This window comes from Cognatishimia coralii, assembly GCF_037478305.1.
Classification (GTDB): domain Bacteria; phylum Pseudomonadota; class Alphaproteobacteria; order Rhodobacterales; family Rhodobacteraceae; genus Cognatishimia; species Cognatishimia coralii.
In genome coordinates this window covers 224242-238200 of record NZ_JBBGAZ010000001.1, presented here as the reverse complement: position 1 = coordinate 238200, position 13959 = coordinate 224242, and the positions used below count along the sequence as shown (strand labels likewise).

At 60.7% G+C, this 13959-nt stretch carries 17 protein-coding genes; all 17 read right to left on the bottom strand.

The genetic code is table 11. The annotated features are described in order from the left end of the window. Window positions 1-4 precede the first annotated feature (4 nt). The 17 genes from WG622_RS01200 to WG622_RS01120 all read right to left on the bottom strand — a co-directional run bounded on the left by WG622_RS01200 (window position 5) and on the right by WG622_RS01120 (window position 13862). Window positions 5-3913 (bottom strand): baseplate multidomain protein megatron, encoded by a 3909-nt coding sequence (locus WG622_RS01200; protein WP_339401923.1) that lies wholly within the window; start codon window positions 3911-3913, stop codon window positions 5-7. Window positions 3914-3918: 5 nt separating this feature from the next. Then, window positions 3919-4353, bottom strand: a complete 435-nt coding sequence (locus tag WG622_RS01195; RefSeq protein WP_339401922.1) for an NlpC/P60 family protein — start codon at window positions 4351-4353, stop codon at window positions 3919-3921. Then, window positions 4350-5234 (bottom strand): phage/gene transfer agent baseplate hub protein, encoded by an 885-nt coding sequence (locus WG622_RS01190; protein ID WP_339401921.1) that lies wholly within the window; start codon window positions 5232-5234, stop codon window positions 4350-4352. The genes WG622_RS01195 and WG622_RS01190 overlap by 4 nt, the downstream gene beginning before the upstream one ends. Next, on the bottom strand, window positions 5234-5866 hold the full coding sequence (locus tag WG622_RS01185; RefSeq protein ID WP_339401920.1) for a phage distal tail protein, Rcc01695 family: 633 nt from the start codon (window positions 5864-5866) through the stop codon (window positions 5234-5236). Before WG622_RS01185 ends, WG622_RS01190 begins: the two co-directional genes overlap by 1 nt. Window positions 5867-5874: 8 nt before the next feature. Then, entirely contained in the window at window positions 5875-6531 is a 657-nt protein-coding gene (locus tag WG622_RS01180) for an RcGTA-type gene transfer agent tail tape measure protein (protein ID WP_339401919.1), read from the bottom strand. Beyond that, complete coding sequence (locus WG622_RS01175) at window positions 6524-6730, bottom strand: rcc01693 family protein (protein ID WP_339401918.1); 207 nt, start codon at window positions 6728-6730, stop codon at window positions 6524-6526. The genes WG622_RS01180 and WG622_RS01175 overlap by 8 nt, the downstream gene beginning before the upstream one ends. Further along, window positions 6717-7040 carry a gene transfer agent family protein gene (locus tag WG622_RS01170; RefSeq protein ID WP_339401917.1) on the bottom strand — a complete coding sequence of 108 codons (324 nt, stop codon included), beginning with the start codon at window positions 7038-7040 and terminating at the stop codon, window positions 6717-6719. The genes WG622_RS01175 and WG622_RS01170 overlap by 14 nt, the downstream gene beginning before the upstream one ends. Before the next feature lie 3 nt (window positions 7041-7043). Then, complete coding sequence (locus tag WG622_RS01165) at window positions 7044-7457, bottom strand: phage major tail protein, TP901-1 family (protein ID WP_339401916.1); 414 nt, start codon at window positions 7455-7457, stop codon at window positions 7044-7046. A gap of 18 nt (window positions 7458-7475) precedes the next feature. Further along, entirely contained in the window at window positions 7476-7889 is a 414-nt protein-coding gene (locus WG622_RS01160; RefSeq protein ID WP_339401915.1) for a DUF3168 domain-containing protein, read from the bottom strand. Beyond that, window positions 7886-8224, bottom strand: coding sequence for a head-tail adaptor protein (locus tag WG622_RS01155; protein ID WP_339401914.1), 339 nt, complete (start codon window positions 8222-8224; stop codon window positions 7886-7888). Before WG622_RS01155 ends, WG622_RS01160 begins: the two co-directional genes overlap by 4 nt. Continuing rightward, the gene (locus WG622_RS01150) at window positions 8221-8814 is read right to left on the bottom strand and encodes a head-tail connector protein (RefSeq protein ID WP_339401913.1); all 594 of its coding nucleotides are present in this window, start codon (window positions 8812-8814) and stop codon (window positions 8221-8223) included. Before WG622_RS01150 ends, WG622_RS01155 begins: the two co-directional genes overlap by 4 nt. Window positions 8815-8956: 142 nt before the next feature. After that, window positions 8957-10132: a phage major capsid protein gene (locus WG622_RS01145; RefSeq protein ID WP_339401912.1), complete on the bottom strand. Its 1176-nt coding sequence runs from the start codon at window positions 10130-10132 to the stop codon at window positions 8957-8959. A 30-nt stretch (window positions 10133-10162) separates the two neighbouring features. Beyond that, the gene (locus tag WG622_RS01140) at window positions 10163-10699 is read right to left on the bottom strand and encodes an HK97 family phage prohead protease (protein ID WP_339401911.1); all 537 of its coding nucleotides are present in this window, start codon (window positions 10697-10699) and stop codon (window positions 10163-10165) included. Window positions 10700-10710: 11 nt separating this feature from the next. Then, window positions 10711-10932, bottom strand: coding sequence for a GTA head formation protein, RCAP_rcc01685 family (locus tag WG622_RS01135; protein ID WP_339401910.1), 222 nt, complete (start codon window positions 10930-10932; stop codon window positions 10711-10713). Beyond that, window positions 10925-12076 (bottom strand): phage portal protein, encoded by a 1152-nt coding sequence (locus WG622_RS01130; RefSeq protein WP_339401909.1) that lies wholly within the window; start codon window positions 12074-12076, stop codon window positions 10925-10927. Before WG622_RS01130 ends, WG622_RS01135 begins: the two co-directional genes overlap by 8 nt. Before the next feature lie 168 nt (window positions 12077-12244). After that, entirely contained in the window at window positions 12245-13615 is a 1371-nt protein-coding gene (locus WG622_RS01125) for a DNA-packaging protein (RefSeq protein WP_438839012.1), read from the bottom strand. Next, a complete protein-coding gene (locus WG622_RS01120) occupies window positions 13524-13862 on the bottom strand; it encodes a hypothetical protein (protein WP_339401907.1) in 339 nt (112 codons plus the stop codon). Before WG622_RS01120 ends, WG622_RS01125 begins: the two co-directional genes overlap by 92 nt. Window positions 13863-13959: the final 97 nt, after the last annotated feature.

Below are 13959 nucleotides of genomic sequence, written 5' to 3'. Positions count from 1 at the left end.
CGGGTCAAAGCCCAATTGAAACCGAGGCTCTGCGCCCTGCCCCAAACCGCGCCGAGACCTGCGCCACGTCGAAGGTCACCAGCCCCTCGGCATTGTCCAAAGCCTGATCCGCCGCCGTGTAGGACCAAGTCGACGCGGTCACATTTTCTTGCCGCACGAGCTGCCCATCGACCGAAACACGCAGCTCATAGGTCTCGCTTTCTTCGCCGAGGGGGACATCGCCCAGATCCCAACGATCTCCATCGACCCGGGTTTGCCGGATCCAAGATACACTAACATCACCACCAGACATCCACGCCCGCAGATGCACCGGCGCATAGGGCCGCAACCCGTTGCCCGCAAAGGCATGCACCTCATGCACATAGCTCGCATCGCTTAAGGCCTGCCGCGCGGGTCCAATACGGAAATGCCGCTCAATCCCGCGCTGCGCGCTGGCCAACTCGATTTGCGAGGGCACCCCGTCAAACAGAACGAACCAACTGCCAGCCGGCCACGCACGCTCTTCGCTGCCGCGCTGACCCCGCAGTCGATCAGAAACCTCATAGGTCTGAGGGGCCACAAGCTGGGCTGTCTGGAACTGGACAACTTCCCACCCCTCAGGCGTGCCATCGCCAATCAAAGCCACATTGCCCCCAACCAACATCGCCTCCTGTGACATCGAGGACAACGCCCCAGACCGCATCCGCACCCGAACAGATGCGCCACGATCCACAACACCGACAGGCCCAACACCCAGATCACTTTCAAGCACACCAAAGCGCGCACGTCCGGCTTGGGTCGTATTCAGTTGATAATTCTCGTCACTCGGCGCGTCATAGACCGCAATCGCACCAGGCCATGGCTCTGCCACGGCGACGACATGCGGCGCATGGGGCTCTTCGTCTCCGCGCATCAGGGGCAAATCCATGAACAAAGGCTGCACAGGGACCGGCGCTGCGACCACTGGTATATGCGCCTCGGTCGGCTCTAATTCCGGTCGTTCATAGACGCTGGCGTCCACCGCCGTGGCGTCATAGGTCAAGACCTCTCCTAGTTCGACACGGTCAATGCGATAGCAGCGTGCACCTGCCTCGGCGCCGATCCGCACCACATCCCCCGCGCCAAGCGCCAACCGCGACAAAGGCAGCGAAAAGCGTACCGTGTCGCGCGCCAAACGCGCCTCCGCCAGCCAGCGTTCTGCCGTCGCCTTGCCCTCTCCGCGCAACAGAGACAGCGCCACCTCGCTCCCGGCGACCCCATGACTGGCCTCATCCGCCAGCACCGCTTCTTCGCTGACAATCCGGTAGTCAGATCCGCTTTCCACAAAGCTGATCCGCACGCGCCCCATAAGTTCGGCTTCAGACCCGCGTTCAAAGGCGATCCCATGCGGTACGTCCTCACTTAGTGCTGTCAGCAAAGGCACCACCTCGTCCACGGCCTCTGCCCCGCGCATGCGAAACACCAACACCCCTTCGCGCTCAATCGCATCAAACCCGAACTGCAAAATCAACGGCTGCAACACCGCCCGCGGCTCGGTCACATCCGCGACCGTATACCCGCGCACCATCCCGCGCAGATCACTAACATCTGCTTCAACGCCAGCCGCGTCACAGACCTCCCGCACGACAGAGGCCAGCGTCCGATGCGTCACACGCCCCGAAATCCAATGCCCGCGCCCATAATTGTCACTGTCGCTCCACAGCGCATCGCCGCTGGGAAACCAAGGCCAGGGCCGCGTGTCCCAAGCCCAGACATAGGCCTTGGACATATCCACCATCGCCCCACCATAGACCTCCGACACCGGATTGCGCGCCGCATCGCCCCAATAGCCATACAAAGCACTCAGGTATTGATGCTGAATATACTCATCCCGCCGCCCATCAGAGTACTTCGGCAGGCTGCTTTCTGAGGACTTTGGATCGACAAATTTGTTCGGCTGATTGGTCCCCTTGTCGACCGCGGCACAGCCGATCTCGCAAAACCGAATGGGCTTGCTCTCAGGCACCCAAGCCGTCGGTGTGCCCGCGCGGATCCCGCCAATACGGTTGTAATGCTCAAGCGACCACCAATTGCGAATATCTTTGTAACGCCAAACCCACGGCTCTCCGTAGGCTCCATCTGTGATCGGCGTTCTGATCTGCGCCGCTTCGGCTTCAGGCGAGTGATAGAACCAGTCATAGCCCTCACCACCTTCTACATTCGCCATGAGGTACTCTAGGTTGTAAATCGACCCGTAACCCTCATCCGCATGGCCTTTTTCATCGCGCCAATCCGACAAAGGCATGTAGTTATCAATCCCAACGAAATCGATGTTCGGATCCGCCCACAAGGCATCCAGATGAAACCAAAGATCGCCCGACCCGTCCTGCGGGTGATAGCCAAAATACTCTGACCAATCAGCAGCATAGCCGATCTTCACATCCGGCCCCAGGATCGCACGCGCCTCAGCCGCCAACGCAATCAACTGCTCAACAGCCACAAAGCGATCCGCCTCCCCACGCACCCAAGTCAAAGACCGCATTTCCGAGCCGATACAGAAACTCTCGACACCCCCGGCCGCAGCACAAAGCGCCGCCTGGTGCAGGATAAACCGCCTGTAGCGCCACTCTTGCGGGCCCGAATAGGCGACTGTCCCATCCCCAACCACAAAATCCGCAGCCGACGCCGTCCCAAAAAACGCCGCAACCTCTGTTTCCGCCAAAGCCGTCTGATCCGGAGACCCCGCCCGTCCAGGCGCCTCAGACACCGTGACACGCCCACGCCACGGTAGGACCGGTTGATCATCCGCATCACTCCAAGGATCCGGCAGCCCATTGCCCGCCATTTGATCCATCAGAATGAACGGATAAAACATCACCTCTTTACCCAGCTCATTTAAATGCCGTATCGCTTGAATGACGCTCGCATCCGTGGGCGTGCCACCGTAAACAGGCCGCCCGCCGTCCAAAGGTACGACCTCTGCCACAGGCCGCGTCACACCCGCCACTGACCAATCCAAAGACGCCTGAAGATCGTTGGCCTCTACCTTAGGCTTAATCTCGCAATCCCCGCAGCGCAGATCATCGCCAAACCAACTCACGACCAAAGAGACTGCACCACAGTTCGGCAATTCCCGATCCAGAGCATACGTCGCGGTCACGAAATCCGAACTCCCTGACCTCGCATTCATATTCACCGCGCGCTGTGACGCCACATCCTGCGTGACAAAAACAGGCTCGGTCGCCAACGCATATTCACCCGAGCCCGGGATCAGAGCCACCGCCTGCGTCGCATAGCTCGGCTCAACCTCCGCCCACTCTTGCGCCCGTGGCGAAGGCCGCGAAACCTCAAAGGAAAACTGAGGGATGCGATTTCCAAACCCCTCAAGCGCCAGATCCTCAAACACCACATACGCCAAACCGCGATAGGCAGGCACCGTGTTAAGCCCTTCTACTGCCTCAATTTTCGGGTCCGGCAACTGCGTGTCGCTGCCCGTATAGACACGCATATTCAAATCCCGCATGGCAATTTCCTCGCCATCCGCCCAGATCCTCGTGACGCCCGTGATCTCTCCTTCGCAAAGCGCAATAGCCAAGGACACCGAATAGCTAAACTGTTGCACCGTCGGTCCCGCAGGCCGCCCCTTGCCGCCACCGCCACCTGAGGTCGTCACATGCTCTTCAAACTCGGTCGCCCAAATCACATGCCCACCAATGCGCTGCTTGCCATATAGCCGCGCTATCGGGCGCCCCTCGCCGGTGCCGGTAATGCGATACCGATCAATCCGCCCCGTCTCGATCGTCCGAGACCCCGCCCCCATGATCCTCTGATCAATCGCATTGCCCAAAACACCGCCGACAAACCGGCCAATCGCCACCGAAGACAAGCCCAGCACAGAGCCGCCCAGCATGCCTCCAACTGCGGCCCCGGCCGCTGACAAGAGCAAGGTCGCCATATCTCTTACCTCTCTGGAAACTCAAACCGCGCCACGATCCGCCGCGCCCAAGGGGCGGTCAAAGCGCTTTCCATCACTGCATGGCCACTAAAGGCATGCACAAAACTAGGCTGCGCACCGACGCGCCCCTGAATGCCCAAATGCTTGGCCACAGCCCCATCCCGCATGCGAAACAACAAGACGTCACCTTGGGCCGCCTGCGTCATAGGCTTAGGCCGCAAATACCGCATGGCCGCGCGCCACAAACGCTCGTCGCCTGAGGGTTCGGACCAATCAAGCGTATAGGCAGGCACTTCTGCGGGCTCCCCTCCATACAAAGCCCGAAAGACCCCGCGCACGAGCCCCAAACAATCCGTGCCAGCGCCTTTCGTTGAGGCCTGATGCACATAGGGCGTCCCAATCCAATCCCGCGCCTCAGCCAACGCAGCCTCGCCCCTCATCGCCGCAAACTCCCACCATCATTCTGGCCATTGTCACGCGGTCCAACCGTCAACCAATCCTCGCTAGGAAGATCAGGAAAGCCTCGAAAATTATGGTGATTTAGGAACTTTAAGCGACAGGTCTCAAACCGCTTATCGCACCCCGCCTGCAGCCTGACACGATCCCCCACGGCAAGTTCCGCCGCCAAAGGAGCCCAAAGCTCCAAGAGGCGCTCGTCACCCTGCGCATCTCTCTTAATCAACCCAAACAGACCCGCGGCATCACCCGTCACAACATCCAGCCGCCCCTTGGCGAACCAGTCGTCCTCGGCCCCATCTATGGCCGCAACACGCAGCACGCGGTTGTCCTCAACCGCCAGCACCTCAGCCTCAACCTCATAGCCTGAGGTCGTCGTATCAAACCCACAGGCCCGATCCCCCAACACAGCCGAACAGGCCCTCTGATAAATCCGCCCGTTCGGTTGGTTCAACGGCTCGGTCAGGCCCCGCAACTCTGCGTGAAACGCCCCACCGGCCCGCCGGATCTCTCCGATGGACCCGCGAAACAGAACCAAGCGATCCTCGACCTCAGCCCAATTCACCAGCCAAGCCGTCACTCGCGCACCATCAAACCGCCCTGCCGCAATATCGCTCTCCGAAATCGCCGCCGCGGTCAGTGCCCCCAAGGCCTCGGTGTTATCCACCGACAATCCCGTGCTCTGCTCCAAAACCTGCGCCGTCAGGCCTGTGTCGGCCATAAAAATCGTGTCCGCAAAGGCCAGATCCCGATCATGATCCGTGAACCCTAGGATCTCGCCATCACTGCGCACAACCTGCCAACATCGCGCCAATGTGGTATGCCCACTCTCCAGATGCGCCTGAAATCTCTCGGAAATCCCCATCAGACCCGCACCTCAATCACCGGCACATTCGGCACATCGCCTGCCAGAAAACTCGCCACGCTCGTGTGAATGCGATCCGTGTCAAAGCGCACCGGCACGTCAAACTCAAACCCCGCCGTGATCAAATCCTCAGGCCCCGGAGCCTGATCCAAAACCACTACGCCCCGCGTCAGATCCACCTCAAAATGCACGCCCTCAAACTGTTCCGCATCTCCCACACCAATCTTGACCGTCCCCGCCACAGGCTTGGCGATGGGCCGCGCATAACGCTCCTCGCCCGACACGTAATTCTTCAACAGAGCAAATTCCGTCGCGCCCCCATCCCCACGCGCAATCTCCTGATCTCGAAAATCCACCTCATCGCCGGGCACGCAGCTCTTAAAATCCGCCCAATCCTTCCAGCGAAACCCATGCACCTGCCCCCGCCGCGCTTCAAAGAACGCCAGCAAAAGCGAGATATCATCGAGCGACCGCAACCCAACCCCCGCATCATACCGCCGCCGAGCATGCGCCCAGGGCGTGTTGCGTTCCTCATGTCCATTCGCCAGCGTCACAATATCCGTGCGCCGCTCAGGCCCACCCAGCGAACCAAAACTCAAGCTCGCCGGAAACCGCACTTCATGAAACCCCATGTCCTACCTCACAAATTCCGCTGACCCCGGCTGATCGCGCGACTGACCTGCGCCGCAATCTGCCCTTGAGAGCGCTGAAACCCCGCCACATCGGGCGTCTGCACATTCATCGTCACATGCACAGAACCGCCTCCAGAACCACGCACACCCAACTTGCCATCCGCACCCCTTGCCAAAGGCATAATCGCCTCAGGCCCCGCTTCGCCCATCAGTCCCATGCCACCCCGCATTGGAAAACTTACAGGCCCGCTGACAACGCCACCATTCGCGAACGGCATCACACGCCCCTGCGAGAACGGCGCGCCGTTCTCAAAGGGCAAGAGGCCGAACAGACCGCCAACACCTCCCGCCAGCAAAGATCCCAAATGATCGGCCACTGGATTAACTGCCGCGCTATAAGCCGCTGAAATCACCGAACTCACGACGCCTCGCAACGCATCCCCAAGGCTGTCGCCTTCCTTCACAACCCCATCAATCGCGCGGCGAATACCTCTCTGCATACCTCGCTCAAACGTCGCGAGGTCTCCGCCCACATGCTGCAAACCGCCCCGCAGCCGCTGCAACTCGCCATCAAAACCCGCCACCATCTGCCCAGCCTGACTCGCCGACATCTCGACCGCATCCAACTGGCTTTCCAGATCACCCAGGCTCTCAAACTCACTCATCAGATCTCTCCTCATCCGGATAGGCCGCCAAAAGCGCATCCAGCTCGTCCCGCGCCATCGGAGCCACCCCCGCCGACTGCCCCAACATCAACGCGAGCTCCGCCGGCGTCAGCGCCCAAAACTCGCACGGTGTCAGCCGCAACCGCTGCACCCCAGCGCGCAACAACGCTGCCCAATCCATCCGTCTATGCGCTGTCATCCGGCACCTGAAACGCCCGCGCCAAAAGCTGCGCCGCCACCTTCGCAGCCCCCAAAGGCCCGCCCTCAATCTCTGCTTGCAGCAGATCGCTCGGAGCCCCGTCCCAGCCACCGCCCCGCAGCCCGGCCACCAACAGCGCCAAGACATCGCGCGACGAAAACGCCCCGCCCTCAAAACGCTCCACCAGATCCACCAGACCGCCCGCCTTCAGCCCGTCCTCAAGCTCTGCCAAAGCGCCCAAAGTCAGCTTCAACACATGGCGTTCACCATCCATCACAAGCGCCACTTCGCCAGCCCAGGGGTTCACCATCGCCTAGACCGCCACGAAACTCAGAGCGCCCGCCGAGGCCAGCGACAACTCATAGCTCGCCTCGCCATTATAGCTGCCGGCATATTCCAAAGCGGTCACCTGAAACGCACCCGCAATGGTACCGAAATCCGGGATAATCACCTGAAAATCTGGAATTTCCCCGTCAAAGAAGATCTGACGCGCCCGTTCATCCGTGCCCTCGTCTTTGAAGACGCCAGAGCCCGAAATCGCCGCCGTCTTAACTCCCGCACCCGACAGCAACTCGCGCCATCCGCCCGTGCTCTCTAGCGAGGTCACATCCACCGTTTCCGCATTGAAACTGATGCGCGTTGCCCGCAAACCGGCGATGGTCTGAAACGTCCCATCCCCCAGCATATCCACGCGGATCAGTAAATCTCTTCCATTCTGAGCCGGCATCGCCGCGCCTCCTTTTCCCTAAATCCCATCCTCAACCCGCGCCACAAAACGCAGGTCAATCCGCCGCAAATTCGCGGCCTCTTCGCGGCTCGCCACCGCCCGATCAAAGCGCAACGCCACCAAAGTCCCGCGCGTCAAAATCAAATCCGCGTTGTGCAAAGCATCACTGACCGCCACCGCCACTGCCTTCGCCGTCGCAAATCCCGCAACCTCAGACACCACCGAAACCGTCACCCGATGTTCCGCCCCGGTGCCCGTCTTGTCCGATTGATCGACAACCACCTCAGGGCCCAGCGTCACATAGGTCGCAGGGATCACGCCCCCGGGCACTTCGTCATAGACCGCAGCCCCTACAAGGGTGCTGACCCCCGCATCCGCCACCAAGGCCTGATAGATCGCACTCTGCAGAGCCACCGCCACGCCATAACTCATGCCGCCACCTCTTCACGCGCAAAGCAGGTCAGAAAACGCCCCTCAGCGCCTTGATCGGCAACTGCCACAATCCGAAACAGCCGAACCCCTTCGCGAAACCGCTGCCCTGGCGTTGGCCGCGAAGATTGCCCCACCGGCAAAGCCCTGACCGTAATCCGGTACTCCACCCGCGCCGTGCCAACGGCCTCACGCTCGCGATCCCGTCCTGTCCGAGGCTTCACCTCCGCCCACAAGCTGCCCAAAACAGCCCAGGTTTCGGAAAACCCACCAGCCCCATCGGCCACCTGCGTCGGCGCTTCCAAAGCCAACAACCGGTTTAAATTCGGCAAACTCATAGCCCCGCCCTCGCGCCCAGACGCAAAGGCCGAAACCGCTCAATCAGACTTGTCACGCCAAAAGGCATGCACCCGCGCGCCAAAGCCGTTTCATTGCGATACTCATAGTAATGCGCGGCCAACAACAGCACCGCCTGCTGCAAATCCGCTGGCACATCCGCCCAGGCCCCAAAACCCGCGGTAAAACCAACAACCGCTTCACCAGACCCAATACTGGGTAAACCCGCCCCAACCGAGCGCAGCTTCGGCCAATGCACATCCGCCTCAAGCCGATAGCTTGCCACATCCACAACGCTCTCCGCGCCGGTCACATCCCGCAGCGCTACTTGCGACACCGCCGAAACCGGCGCCCGCGGCAGAACCTGCGCCCCCGCCTCAGACCACTCAGTCACCGTCATCTCAAAGCCCCGCGCCAATAGAACCTTGCTGATCCGAGCCTCCACCGCCGCAAGTGCCGCGCGCAAATACCCTTCCAAAACCGTATCCTGCAGCGTCTCTTCGCCAAACCCGGTTCCCAGCCGCAAATGCGCCCGAAACTCCGCCAGCGGCAAAGCCGTGACCGCAACAGATCCAGTCTCCACCAAATTCATCTGATGTTTCCTTCCTCATGGCTCCCCTCCGCAACGGGCGCGCGCCGCGCGTCGCTCTGTCGGAGGGGAGCTGCCAGATCACGCGCACCCGGCGCACGCCCTGACGTGGCAGCCCGACACCGCCACGCCGCTTCACTGCCTCTTAGGAAACAGCGAACCGCAAAAGCTTGATCGCCGCGAAATCGCTCACATCACCGCCCACGCGTTTGGTCGCGTAAAACAGCACATGCGGCTTGGCCGAGAACGGATCGCGCAGCACGCGCAGGTCCGGACGTTCCGCAATCGTGTAACCTGCTGAGAAATCACCAAAAGCAATCGCATCCGCACCGCTCGCAATATCCGGCATGTCTTCTGCCACCAGCACCGGATAGCCGAGCAGTCGCGCAGGCTCCCCCGCCGCCAAACCGTCAGACCAAAGAAAGCGCCCATCCGCATCCTTCAGCTTGCGCACCGCGCCCGCTGTGCGCGAGTTCATCACAAAAGTGCCATTCGCGCGGTACTCAGCCCCCAGCGCATAGACCAGATCAATCAGCTCATCCGGCCCGTTAAACGCGCCATCCGCGCCGGTCGCCACATAACCCAGGTTGCCCCAGGTCCAGGCGCTCTCAGCCACCACAGTATGATTGAGGAACCCCGTCGGCTTATCGACCCCATCGCCATTCACAAAGGCCGCCGCCTCTGAACGCGCAAACTTGTCCGCAATACGCCCCGCAAGCCAGCCTTCCACATCAAAGGCACTGTCATCCAGCAATCGCTGCGACGCCTTGGGTAATGCTGAGAGCTCATTCAACGGAATAGCAATCCGCTCAATCGCCGGCGTTGTGGTCTCGGTGGTATCCGCAACCTCTGTGGCCCAACCCGCGCCCGCCTCAGAGCGGTCAATCAGCACGTCATAAGACGTCGCCTCAACCTGCACCACATTGGAAATCGCGCGGATCGACGCGGTCGACGAAAGCACCGAAGAAATCGCCTCCGACGTCACCGGATCCACCAGATAGCCACCATCCGAATTCACCACTGTGGACAGAGCCTTCTCCTCCGGCTCCAGCCCACGCAGCCCATCATCATCGCCCGTGCGCAAATAGGCCGCCATCGCCTTCTGATGCGGCGCAGACTCCTCTGCCGCCGCACTCAACAGCGGACGCGCCGCCGCAGTCATCTTACGTTCCAATGTCATCATCCGTTCTTCCTGCTTTGCCAGTTTCACTTTCAGATCCCCCTGAAAGCCTTTGAAATCACGCGCAAACCCCGCCACGCTCGCCTTCATTTCCTCTACCGGAGACAGATCTTCCCCGACCCGAGACATCGCCTCAGCCATCTTCTTTCCTTTCCTTGAATTTGAAGCGGCCTAGCCCGCCATCTCCTGCCGCGCGGCTTCCAAAGCCGCCGTCATTTCCCGCAATTCACCATCCGCAAGCGCGTCCCCTTTGGCCGCCACCCTCGCCTCAGGCAGCATCGGAAATGTCACCAAAGACACTTCCCATAAGTCCACCTCAACCAACCGACGCCCCGCACCATCCTTGGTTGCCTGCTTGGTGCGATAGCCAATCGAGAGCCCATCAATCGCCCCGGCCTCAACCAAAGCCATCGCCTCGCGCGCCTGAGCCACATCGCTCAACAAACGCCCCTTCACGTAAAGCCCGCGCGCATCCTCTTTGACCTCATCCCAAACCCCAATCGGTCTGGCCGGATCATGCTGCCACAGCATTTTGACCGAGCGACCCTCAGCCTTAAGCCGCGCCAAGGACGCCGCATAGGCCCCGGCAGCCACCTGATCGCCCCCTTGATCGGCCACATCAAACAGCGACGCATAGCCCGCAATGACCGAGCCCTCAGAGACCTCAAGCCCCTCACCGAACTGCATAAACTTCCGTTCCAATTCCATCGCCATCCCCTTCACGGCAGCTGCATCAGCGAACTAAACGCCTGCGCTAAAATCACTCCGACCACGCCGTAAACCGTCAACCACAACCGTTTTTCCAGCCGCTCAATCAGCGCTTCAATCCGGTCCAGCCGCTTGTTCAAACTCTCAAACTGCAACGTCGCCACCCTCTCATGCGCCTCAAGCCGCAACGCGGGCGCACACTCAAAAGCTTCAAACCCAATCCGCTCACCCATCTTGCGCCTCTGGCAATCCCAAAATCCGCCGTTTCTCAGTCTCACTCAGAAAATCTGCAGCCATGACTCGCGCCCATTGCGCGTCACGCTCCGCACTCAGCGCCGTCACCTGATCCAAATCCGGCCGCAGCCGCACGGGATCAGCAGCCATCTCCGACAACCACGCTCCAAGTCGCGCCAAAACCCGCGTCGCTAGCGGCAACACCGTCAGCCGGAAAAACGCCCGATGCGCTTCCTGATAATTCGCATAAGTCGCATCCCCCGGGATCCCGAGCAGCATCGGAGGCACCCCGAACGCCAACGCAATCTCCCGCGCCGCCGCTTCCTTGGTTTTCTGAAACTCCATATCAGACGGCGAAAACCCCATCGGTTTCCAATCCAGTCCGCCTTCGAGCAACATCGGCCGCCCCGCATTCCGCGCGCCCTGATGATGCGCTTCCATCTCCCCCACCAGGCGATCATATTGATCGCTGGTCAGAGAGCCCTGCCCATCGCCTGACGAATACACAATCGCCCCCGAAGGCCGGGCCGCATTGTCCAGCAAGGCCTTAGACCAGCGCGACGCCGCCCCATGCACATCAATCGCCACCGCTGCCGCCTGTAGCGGAGAAAACCCGTAATGGTCGTCCTGCGGATGAAAATTCCGCAGATGCAACACACGCCCTGCAGAGGCATCAAACCGATGCTTGCGCCCACCAACGCTATATTCATAAGCCGCGGGCCAGCCATCCGCGCCCGGCACAACACGCATCCGGTCACTTCGCAAAACATGCAGCTCTACGGGCAGACCTTCGGCCCCCACGGCCTCAACATAACCATCCCCAGCCAACAAAAGCTGTGCATACAACGCCTCAAGCAACTCCGCCCGCCCCTGCGCCATATTCGGCCGCGCCAAAAGGCCCATCACCGGATGTTCCACAAAATCACCGACCGAGCCATCCAGAACCAAGGGCAAAGCCGAGGCCGCCTCGGCAATCATCTTCACGCAGCGATAGCCCACCGGATTGCCCGCAAATCCTGTCTTGGTCAGCGACACAACATCCCGCGCCGACCAAGCCACGCGGCCGCCGCTCGCATAAGCCACCATCGGCGCAGTCGCGCTCGCCTTTTGCTCAGGCGCTTTGCGGCGTAGAAATTCAAACATCGAAAAACCCTCGCTGTCTTTGACGAGGATCACTTTCTCAAACTGCCCTTAACACCGCCCCACACATTCGCCCGCACCAAGCGCAACAGCCAGAATGCCTCCGGCGGGGATATTTGCGGCAAGAGAAAAACCCCGCTTCATCTTGCCCCAAATACTCAAATCCCACCTTCACAACGCCCGCACCGCAGGCCGCAGATAGGCTTTGCTCGCAGCCAGGATCACCTCATGCAGCCCCCAGACCAAAGCATCCACTCGATCCGGAGACCCTTGACCCTGAAACCCAGCCACGGTCATCAAACACATCTGATCCTCAAGCCGTTCCAGCCCGCCTAGATGTTTCACACGTCCCTGCTCATAAAGCGCCGCCACAGGCTCCGCCCGCGCCGATTTCCCAACCCGTGCATGCACCGCCTTAAATGCCACAAGTGGATCCACCTGCCGCACCACCGATTGCACCAATTCACCGCCCTGATTGACCTCAGCTACCATCAGATCCGCCCCCCAACGCGCCATTGCCGCGATTGCGGCCTCAGCCCATCCCACCGGAGACAGCCCCTGCACCGAAGCGTCCTCTAGCACCACCGCGCGCCACTCATTTGGCGGCCCATCTGTCATCGCCCCAACGACAACAATCCCACAGGTATCCGCCTTCGCCCCAGACGACACCGGAGGATCCACCGCCACCACAATCCTAGACAAAGGCCCCGGCACATCCACCCGCGCGGCTTCCAGAGCCTCGCGCGACCACAGGGCACCCTCCACGTCCTCAAGCATCTCGCCATCCAACTCCTGACGCCCCAAAGATGTCCCCGCATAACGCGCGCGCACCTCGCTCAGGAAACTCGCCGCCAGGTTCGCCGCATTTGCCTCGGTTGCGGCATGCGTCATCACCGTGCTCTCAAGCGCCAGTATCTCTTTTAAAACAGGCACATTCCGCGGCGTTGTCGTCACCACCTGCCGCGGATGGTCCCCCAGCCGCAGTCCAAATTGCACCATATCCCAGGTCTCGCGCGCCTTGGGCCATTTCGCCAGTTCATCCACCCAGCAGGCATCAAACTGAGGCCCCCTCAGGCTTTCTGGATCAAAGGCCGAAAACACTTGAGCCACGGCCCCATTCGGCCACTCCAGCATCTTGCGCGACGCATGCCATTTCGGGCGTCGGTCCGGCGGCGAGCAGGCCAAAATTCCGCTATCGCCAAAGACCATCACCTCTCGCGCCTGATCCATGGTCTCGCCAACCAAGGCCACCCGTCGCGCGATCCCCGCATCCAAGGGCCCTGCGCCCTCAACCATCGACCGCACCCATTCCGACCCCGCCCGCGTCTTGCCTGCGCCGCGACCGCCCAAAATCACCCAGCTTTTCCAATCGCCTACTGGCGGTAACTGATGCTCCATCGCCCAAACCTCAAACAAATAAGGGAGAGCCATCAGCTCTCCCTCACTCAACTCACCCAGGAACTCTTCCTGCACCGCAGCATCTTCGCAGGCGAGCCATGCGGCAGCCGATCGTAGCTCGGGCCTCCTCAAGGTCGAGGGCATAGCCATTCGCCACACCCTCTCGTCGTTTCTCGCGTTCTTCAAATCGTGCCTCCGTTTCCATTGCTAGCTTGGACCAGTTGCGGATCTCTCCCAAAAGCTTCGCAGCCTCTTTGATCGCCCCCGGCTCGCCCTCCATGACCTCATCCTCCATCAAAGCCAAAAGCTCTGTCAGATAGGTCATCGTGCGCCGAACCTGCTCGATTTCCGCGTCCAGTCCTGCCTCATCAGGCGGTTTCTTGTCCGTCATTTCTGTCGCCTCTCATGCAAAGTCATCCCCTCCACACGAGCGAAATAAAAACGGCGCCAAGGCAAGCCCAAGCGCCGTTCATACATCTCTCCAGCAT

Coding starts and splice junctions, on each gene's coding strand:
- WG622_RS01175 (WP_339401918.1), bottom strand. CDS start 6,730: ATGACAGCGCATAGACGGATGGATTGGGCAGCGTTGTTGCGCGCTGGG.
- WG622_RS01140 (WP_339401911.1), bottom strand. CDS start 10,699: ATGGAATTGGAACGGAAGTTTATGCAGTTCGGTGAGGGGCTTGAGGTC.
- WG622_RS01200 (WP_339401923.1), bottom strand. CDS start 3,913: ATGGCGACCTTGCTCTTGTCAGCGGCCGGGGCCGCAGTTGGAGGCATG.
- WG622_RS01135 (WP_339401910.1), bottom strand. CDS start 10,932: ATGGGTGAGCGGATTGGGTTTGAAGCTTTTGAGTGTGCGCCCGCGTTG.
- WG622_RS01145 (WP_339401912.1), bottom strand. CDS start 10,132: ATGGCTGAGGCGATGTCTCGGGTCGGGGAAGATCTGTCTCCGGTAGAG.
- WG622_RS01180 (WP_339401919.1), bottom strand. CDS start 6,531: ATGAGTGAGTTTGAGAGCCTGGGTGATCTGGAAAGCCAGTTGGATGCG.
- WG622_RS01165 (WP_339401916.1), bottom strand. CDS start 7,457: ATGCCGGCTCAGAATGGAAGAGATTTACTGATCCGCGTGGATATGCTG.
- WG622_RS01120 (WP_339401907.1), bottom strand. CDS start 13,862: ATGACGGACAAGAAACCGCCTGATGAGGCAGGACTGGACGCGGAAATC.
- WG622_RS01170 (WP_339401917.1), bottom strand. CDS start 7,040: ATGGTGAACCCCTGGGCTGGCGAAGTGGCGCTTGTGATGGATGGTGAA.
- WG622_RS01160 (WP_339401915.1), bottom strand. CDS start 7,889: ATGAGTTATGGCGTGGCGGTGGCTCTGCAGAGTGCGATCTATCAGGCC.
- WG622_RS01125 (WP_438839012.1), bottom strand. CDS start 13,615: ATGCCCTCGACCTTGAGGAGGCCCGAGCTACGATCGGCTGCCGCATGG.
- WG622_RS01130 (WP_339401909.1), bottom strand. CDS start 12,076: ATGTTTGAATTTCTACGCCGCAAAGCGCCTGAGCAAAAGGCGAGCGCG.
- WG622_RS01150 (WP_339401913.1), bottom strand. CDS start 8,814: ATGAATTTGGTGGAGACTGGATCTGTTGCGGTCACGGCTTTGCCGCTG.
- WG622_RS01195 (WP_339401922.1), bottom strand. CDS start 4,353: ATGAGGGGCGAGGCTGCGTTGGCTGAGGCGCGGGATTGGATTGGGACG.
- WG622_RS01185 (WP_339401920.1), bottom strand. CDS start 5,866: ATGGGGTTTCATGAAGTGCGGTTTCCGGCGAGCTTGAGTTTTGGTTCG.
- WG622_RS01190 (WP_339401921.1), bottom strand. CDS start 5,234: ATGGGGATTTCCGAGAGATTTCAGGCGCATCTGGAGAGTGGGCATACC.
- WG622_RS01155 (WP_339401914.1), bottom strand. CDS start 8,224: ATGAGTTTGCCGAATTTAAACCGGTTGTTGGCTTTGGAAGCGCCGACG.